10 protein-coding genes and 1 tRNA gene are annotated in these 7,101 nt (G+C 69.6%); 10 read left to right on the forward strand and 1 reads right to left on the reverse strand.

Translation table 11 applies throughout. The annotated features are described in order from the left end of the window. The first annotated feature begins 232 nt into the window (after nt 1-232). The gene (locus tag ACFWVP_RS12620) at nt 233-529 is read left to right on the forward strand and encodes a type II toxin-antitoxin system VapB family antitoxin (protein ID WP_003955420.1); all 297 of its coding nucleotides are present in this window, start codon (nt 233-235) and stop codon (nt 527-529) included. 142 nt (nt 530-671) lie between these two features. Next, nucleotides 672-1,268: a LytR C-terminal domain-containing protein gene (locus ACFWVP_RS12625; protein ID WP_384496208.1), complete on the forward strand. Its 597-nt coding sequence runs from the start codon at nt 672-674 to the stop codon at nt 1,266-1,268. A gap of 25 nt (nt 1,269-1,293) precedes the next feature. Here ACFWVP_RS12625 and upp read toward each other — a convergent pair whose 3' ends face one another. Next, entirely contained in the window at nt 1,294-1,929 is a 636-nt protein-coding gene (upp, locus tag ACFWVP_RS12630; RefSeq protein WP_384496018.1) for a uracil phosphoribosyltransferase, read from the reverse strand. A 114-nt stretch (nt 1,930-2,043) separates the two neighbouring features. Between upp and ACFWVP_RS12635 the strand changes: the two genes are divergently transcribed. The 8 genes from ACFWVP_RS12635 (at nt 2,044) to ACFWVP_RS12670 (ending at nt 6,798) form a co-directional block, all read left to right on the forward strand. After that, nucleotides 2,044-2,280, forward strand: coding sequence for a hypothetical protein (locus ACFWVP_RS12635; RefSeq protein WP_056793564.1), 237 nt, complete (start codon nt 2,044-2,046; stop codon nt 2,278-2,280). Between the two features lie 217 nt (nt 2,281-2,497). Continuing rightward, nucleotides 2,498-3,061: a hypothetical protein gene (locus ACFWVP_RS12640; RefSeq protein WP_384496210.1), complete on the forward strand. Its 564-nt coding sequence runs from the start codon at nt 2,498-2,500 to the stop codon at nt 3,059-3,061. Between the two features lie 81 nt (nt 3,062-3,142). Continuing rightward, complete coding sequence (gene tadA / locus ACFWVP_RS12645) at nt 3,143-3,571, forward strand: tRNA adenosine(34) deaminase TadA (protein ID WP_384496211.1); 429 nt, start codon at nt 3,143-3,145, stop codon at nt 3,569-3,571. A 78-nt stretch (nt 3,572-3,649) separates the two neighbouring features. Continuing rightward, nucleotides 3,650-3,734 (forward strand) — tRNA-Ser (locus tag ACFWVP_RS12650). Nucleotides 3,735-4,184: 450 nt separating this feature from the next. Next, a complete protein-coding gene (locus tag ACFWVP_RS12655) occupies nt 4,185-4,349 on the forward strand; it encodes a hypothetical protein (RefSeq protein ID WP_384496021.1) in 165 nt (54 codons plus the stop codon). Nucleotides 4,350-4,359: 10 nt separating this feature from the next. Beyond that, a complete protein-coding gene (locus ACFWVP_RS12660) occupies nt 4,360-4,653 on the forward strand; it encodes a Dabb family protein (RefSeq protein ID WP_384496023.1) in 294 nt (97 codons plus the stop codon). Between the two features lie 186 nt (nt 4,654-4,839). Then, nucleotides 4,840-5,697, forward strand: coding sequence for an RNA polymerase sigma factor SigF (locus ACFWVP_RS12665; protein WP_384496025.1), 858 nt, complete (start codon nt 4,840-4,842; stop codon nt 5,695-5,697). Nucleotides 5,698-5,931: 234 nt separating this feature from the next. After that, nucleotides 5,932-6,798, forward strand: a complete 867-nt coding sequence (locus ACFWVP_RS12670) for an RNA polymerase sigma factor SigF (RefSeq protein WP_384496027.1) — start codon at nt 5,932-5,934, stop codon at nt 6,796-6,798. Nucleotides 6,799-7,101: the final 303 nt, after the last annotated feature.

Consider the following 7,101-nt stretch of genomic DNA (forward strand, 5'->3'; position numbering starts at 1 on the left):
CAGCCGGCCCCCGGCTTCACGTTTTCCGTCCCCCCCACGCTCCCCCCCCGGGGGGGGGGGGGGGGCGCCCCCCCCCCCCCGCCCGCGGGGTGACGTGTGACCGCGGCAGCGGGTTCCGGGCATCACTCATGACAGCCCCTGTCCCGCTTTATGGCAGTTGACGGTATTTTGCCCGGTATGCAGCCCCGCCCCATGGCTGCGCCCGGAGGTCCTTGCCCGGTAGGCTTTCCGTGTGATCTTCAAGCGCATCGGAAATGGGCGGCCATATCCTGACCACGGCCGGGAAAGCACCCGGCAGTGGGCGGATGTCGCGCCGCGCCCGGTCCGCCTCGACCAGCTGGTGACCACCAAGGGCCAGCTGGACCTCGAAACCCTGCTCGCCGAGGACTCCACGTTCTACGGCGACCTGTTCGCCCACGTCGTGAAGTGGCAGGGCGACCTCTACCTCGAGGACGGGCTGCACCGCGCCGTACGCGCCGCCCTGCAGCAGCGCCAGGTGCTGCACGCGCGCGTTCTCGAACTCGGCTGACCCGCGCCACTCCCACCCGTGGACCATTTCGGTCCTTTCGGGTGCTTTTATGCACGTACGGGTGCCATCTGTTGATCGTTTAGTAGGCATCATCACCAGGTCGCACTACGCTGCGCCCATGAGCATGCTGACCCCACCCGGCATGGGCGGAAAGTACCGCATCACGGGAAACACCTACCCGCGCATGCGCCGCCCGCGTCACCGCCGCAAGCTGGTCCTTTCGGCGATCGCCGCCGTGACGGTCCTCGGTCTCGCCGGATGGGGCACGCTCCAGCTCATCGACGTCTTCACCGGCGGCGACAAGCAGGCCAACGCCGCCGACCGCGCGAAGGCCTGTCCCTCGCCGAAGGCGACGACCCCCGCCAAGGCACTCCCCCGGCCTGCGACGATCAAGGTCAACATCTACAACGCGACGCCGCGCCGCGGGCTCGCCAAGGCCGCGGCGGACGAGCTGAAGAAGCGCGGCTTCGTCATCGGCAAGGTGGACAACGCCCCGGCCGCGTACGACAAGAAGGTTCCCGGCACCGGACTGCTGCTCGGCGCCGCGACGGCCGCGAACGGCTCGTTCCCGGTGCTGGCCACACAGCTTCCCGGGGCGGTGCACAAGACCGACGCCCGCAGGACCGCGGACGTCGATCTGATCATCGGCACGAAGTTCAAGACGTTCAGCACGCCCGCGGCGGCGGCCTCGGCGCTCACGGCGCTGACGAAGCCGGCCCCTGCGCCGTCCTCCTGCTGACTCCCGCCGACTCCGTACGGCGCCGTCAGCCGGCGGTGCCGTACATCCGGTCCCCGGCGTCGCCGAGCCCCGGCACGATGTAGCCGTTCACGTTGAGCCGCTCGTCGACCGAGGCGGTGACCACCGTGACCGGCGCACCGGCCAGCTCGCGCTCCATCACCTCGACGCCCTCGGGCGCCGCGAGCAGCACGACCGCGGTGACGTCGTCCGCCCCGCGCTTGATCAGTTCCCGGATGGCGGCGACGAGCGTGCCGCCGGTGGCCAGCATCGGGTCCAGGACGTAGACCTGACGGCCGGAGAGGTCCTCGGGCATCCGTGTCGCGTACGTCTCCGCCTGGAGGGTCTCCTCGTTGCGGATCATGCCCAGGAAACCGACCTCGGCGGTCGGGAGCAGCCGCACCATGCCGTCCAGCATGCCCAGACCGGCGCGCAGGATCGGGACGACGAGCGGCCGGGGGTGCGACAGCTTCACACCGGTCGTGGGCGTCACCGGGGTCTCGATGTCGACCTGCTCGGTCCGCACATCCCTGGTGGCCTCGTACGCGAGGAGGGTGACCAGCTCGTCGGCGAGCCGCCGGAAGGTCGGGGAGTCGGTGCGCTTGTCGCGCAGCGTGGTGAGTTTGTGCGCCACCAGCGGGTGGTCGACGACGTGGATCCGCATGACGTCCACAGTAGCCGGGCCCCGGACGGGGTCCCGCCGGTCCGCGCTGGCATCAACCACCTGTTCGGGGGGAAGGTGGGGGCATACGGACCCAGGCTTGGGGTGGTGTGTCGATTGCCCGACGGGGAACAGCGGAATCAGCGGCAGGCCGCACGCGACGCGCGCGACCTGCCCGACGCGCGGGAGAACGTGCCGGACGCGCAGGAGAGTGACGCGGCGCGCCGGAGGCGCCGGGCGCAGTTCCTCCGTGAGCTCCACGAGGCGAAGCAGCTCCGCGACCGGGTTCAGCCGCGCCGCGCCCGCGCGGCCCGAATGCGCCAACAGATGCGGATGCGCACATTCCGCTGGTGACCCCGTCCGTCGGCACCGCCGGACCGGCTCCCGGAGGAGCTCGCGAGGAGTCCCCGCGAGAAGGCGCTCAGGGAACTGATGGCCGACGCAACGGTCGAAGAGGTCTCGCATCGCGCTGGTTTCTGCCACGATGCCGATTGGGCGGGGCCCAGGGCAGCCGGATGACCGACTGCCCTCCCGTCGGACCGATTCGCCTATGACCAGTGGGAGAGTCACGGTGTACTTCGCCGCACTGCTCGCGCGCACCGAAGACGGGTGGGAAGCGAGCGATACAGAGCTCGACGACGTGGAAACCCTGTCCGACCTGACGGATCTGGCCCGTGAGGCCTCGATGGACGAGGACACGGTCCTGGTCTACATCGAGCAGGAGGACGCCTGGTTCGGCGTCATCCGGGTGGACGGTGAGGAGGACCCCCGTATCTACATCTCGGACGCGTCCGCCGCCGCCCGCTCCTCGTACGGGGAGATCCTGCTCACCGATGAACTGCTCGGCCGCGAACCGGGGGCCGAGGTCGAGATCGCCGCACTGGAGGAGCTCGTCGACCTCGACGGTACGGAGGAAGACGCCGACGACGGCGCCGACGACCGGGCCGCCCCCGCCGTGACCGACCTCGACCTGGACCACGACCCCGACGCCGTACCGGCGGGGCCGATCGGCGAACTCGGGATCCTCGCCGACCTCGGTCTGTCCGAGAAGGAGTTGCTGACCCTGCGCACCGACGCGCTGGTGGAGATCGCGGACGCGCTGGGCGCGGCCGAGGTCCTGGAGACCGTCCGTTAGGGTCCGCGGGTGAACGCACCACCACCCCCACCCTCCTCACCGCCTTCCCCCGATCCCGTACGGGACCCGTGGCAGGCACCCATGCGCCTAGCCCTCGACGAGGCCGCGCGGGCGGCGTCGGCCGGCGATGTGCCGGTCGGCGCCGTCGTCCTCGGCCCGGACGGCACGCCGCTCGCCGCCGGCCACAACGAGCGCGAGGCCACCGGTGACCCGACGGCGCACGCGGAGGTGCTCGCGCTGCGGCGCGCCGCCGCCGTACTCGGCGCCTGGCGGCTGACCGGCTGCACGCTGGTGGTCACCCTGGAGCCCTGCACGATGTGCGCGGGCGCTCTCGTGCAGTCCCGGATCGGCCGGGTGGTCTACGGCGCTCGGGACGAGAAGGCCGGCGCCGCAGGATCGCTCTGGGACGTCGTACGGGACCGCAGGCTCAACCACCGCCCCGAAGTGATCCACGGCGTCCTGGAGGACGCCTGCGCGGCCCTGCTGACGGCGTTCTTCCGCGAGCGCTGACGCCTCCCGGGCAGACACCGGCCGACCACCGGGAAACCGATTTCGAACCTGGGCCGGGAATGGTCTAAGCTCTCTCTCGGTAGCGTGTCCGAGCGGCCGAAGGAGCTCGCCTCGAAAGCGAGTGTGGGGAAACTCACCGAGGGTTCAAATCCCTCCGCTACCGCTCTTACGAAGGGCCCGACGCATAGCGTCGGGCCCTTCGAGCGTTCCCTGCGCATACGACCGCGGCCCCGGCTCGGGATCAGGAATCCGTGAGCCGGGGCCGCGGTCGTGCGCCGTGCGGTTCGAGGTCGGGGGAAGCGGCATCGGGGGGACAAGCCGCTTCCCCCGGTGAGAACGGGACCAGGGGCCCTCGCCGCGGTCAGGGGGGAAGTCTCGCGGCGCGGACCTCGGAGAGGTCCTGTCCCTCGGCCCGCGCATTTCTGCCACATACGCGGGCTCGCTCTCCATCCTCCTCCTCGGCAGAAGCCGCACCCGGGGGCAAAGGGCCCGGATCAACAGGTCCTTGGTCCTTAAAAGCCACATCAGTGATCGGAAACGGCCACCGGATACGGCCATACGTGCGGCTAGAATCACCCGACTGCACAGGTGGTCGAAGGGGAGGGGCAGGGCTGTGGCGCAAGCGAAGAAGATCGCGCTCTACTTGATCGTGGTCTTCGTGCTGTACACGATCATCACGTCCCCCGCCCGGGCCGCCGATCTCGTCCAAGTCGGATTCGAAGGCATTTCGAGCGCCGCACAGGGTGTCGGGGACTTCATGTCCGAGCTCGTGAAGTAGGAGAACACCCATGATCCGCCACCTGGTCCTGTTCAAGCTGAACGACGGCGTCGAACGGGACGATCCGCGGGTCGTCGCCGGGGCGGAGGCCTTCCGGGAGCTCGGCGGGAGGATTCCCGAGCTGGAGTTCTGGGAGTGCGCCTGGAACATCACCGACCGGCCGATCGCGTACGACTTCGCCATCAACTCGGCGGTCGCGGACGAGGAATCCCTGAAGCGCTACATCGAGCACCCGGCCCACCAGGCCGCGGCCGGACAGTGGCGCGCGTTCGCCACTTGGGTGATTGCCGACTATCCCTTCTGACACGTCCGGCACTCCGGTCCCGTGGGCCCCTCCCGCTCCGGAGAGGGGCTTTTCGGCATGTTTAAACCGAATTGCTCTCAACACGACCCTATGCGGTGCTTGCACACAGTGGACATGTCTTGTGATGCTATGACCGCTTTTGACGGATGAGTTGACCGTAGTTGACCGCAAAGGGGTGGCGACACCGTGCCGGCCAGTACAGCGCCTCAAGTCCCGCCCCAGAACGTCCAGACGAACGACATCCAGACCGAGACGCCCGACCCCACCGTGCCCGCCAGGACCCGGGGCGCGGACACCAGGGCGCTCACCCAGGTGCTGTTCGGCCGGCTCAAGGACCTCGAACCCGGCACCCCGGAACACCGCAGGGTGCGCACCGCCCTCATCGAGGCGAACCTGCCACTCGTGCGGTACGCCGCGGCCCGGTTCCGCAGTCGCAACGAGCCCATGGAGGACGTCGTCCAGGTCGGCACCATCGGCCTGATCAACGCCATCGACCGCTTCGACCCGGAACGCGGCGTCCAGTTCCCGACGTTCGCGATGCCCACCGTGGTCGGTGAGATCAAGCGCTACTTCCGGGACAACGTACGGACCGTGCACGTGCCGCGGAGGCTGCACGAGCTCTGGGTCCAGGTCACCGGCGCCACCGAGGACCTGACGACCGCTCATGGCCGCTCACCCACCACCGGTGAGATCGCCGAGCGGCTGAAGATCTCCGAGGACGAGGTCCTCGCCTGCATCGAGGCGGGCCGCTCGTACCACGCGACCTCACTGGAAGCCGCGCAGGAGGGCGACGGACTGCCCGGACTCCTGGACCGGCTCGGCTACGAGGACCCTGCACTGGCCGGGGTCGAACATCGCGACCTCGTACGGCATCTGCTCGTCCAACTGCCCGAGCGCGAGCAGCGGATCCTGCTGCTGCGCTACTACAACAACCTGACGCAGAGCCAGATCAGCGCCGAGCTGGGTGTCTCCCAGATGCATGTGTCAAGGCTGCTGGCCAGAAGCTTCGCCCGTCTGCGATCCGCAAACAGGATCGAGGCGTAACCGGAACGGGTAGACCCCACACAGACAGGTTCCGGAGGCGTAAAAGCCGCACACCCCCTGTTTCCTGCACAGTTTCAGCGCTTGGTTGTCGACATGTCACTACAGCGTGTTGCCGACATGTGACATTCTGCTGGAACCGCGTTTGCCGCAGCCCTACCTCCGGTATTCAGGTGGAGGCTGCGTTCCTCCGATGGTCGTGGCCACCGCGACCGTCCGCGACCTCAAGGGGGTGGCATGTCCGCAGAACAGGGCAGCTCGAAGGTGCTCACGCTCACGAAGAGCGCACCAGCACCTGCCGTGCTCACCAGCTCGTCGGAAGCCATCGACACCCGAACCCTGTCCCGCTCCCTGTTCCTGCGGCTCGCCGCGCTGGGTCCCGCTCCGGGCCCCGACGGAACGGACAGCCCCGAGCGGGCCTATGTGCGGGACACACTCATCGAGCTCAACCTCCCGCTCGTGCGGTACGCGGCGGCGCGGTTCCGGAGCCGGAACGAACCGATGGAGGACATCGTCCAGGTCGGGACGATCGGCCTGATCAAGGCGATCGACCGCTTCGACTGCGAACGGGGCGTGGAGTTCCCCACGTTCGCGATGCCGACCGTCGTGGGGGAGATCAAGCGCTTCTTCCGCGACACCTCGTGGTCGGTGCGGGTTCCTCGCCGGCTGCAGGAGCTGCGGCTGGCCCTCACGAAGACGAGCGACGAGCTCGCCCAGAAGCTCGACCGCTCGCCGACCGTGCCGGAGCTCGCCAAGGCGCTCGGGGTCTCCGAGGAGGACGTGGTCGACGGTCTGGCCGTCGGCAACGCCTACACGGCCTCCTCGCTGGACTCCCCGTCCCCCGAGGACGACGGTGGCGAGGGCTCGCTGGCGGACCGCCTGGGGTACGAGGACGCGGCGCTGGAGGGCGTCGAGTACCGCGAGTCCCTGAAGCCGCTGCTGGCCAAACTCGCCCCGCGCGAGCGGCAGATCATCATGCTGCGCTTCTTCGCCAACATGACCCAGTCGCAGATCGGCGAGGAGGTCGGCATCTCCCAGATGCACGTCTCACGGCTGCTGACGCGGACACTCACCCAGCTCAGGGAAGGTCTCATCGCCGACTGACCCGGCCACGGGTCACCGATGACGTCCCGTCACCTCCGGCCGGATGTGATGGACCGCCGGACACACGGCGATACCGGCCGCCGGGGCACCTCGCTCACCGCACCGGCGGCCGTGGCCTGCGCGGTCGGACCGGCTGACGCGCCCACGGGCCCGGACGTGGCAGGCACAGCCCCTGGAGCGGACGCAGCCGTTCCGCACCGGGGGCGCGGGTGGGGGCGGGGGGGGGGGCGGGGGTGGGGGCGGCGGGGGGGACCGCGTCGGTGGGGGGGGGGCGCAGCGGGGGGCGCGCGGGGGTGGAGGGCG

The organism is Streptomyces sp. NPDC058637 (assembly GCF_042717325.1).
Classification (GTDB): Bacteria; Actinomycetota; Actinomycetes; order Streptomycetales; family Streptomycetaceae; genus Streptomyces.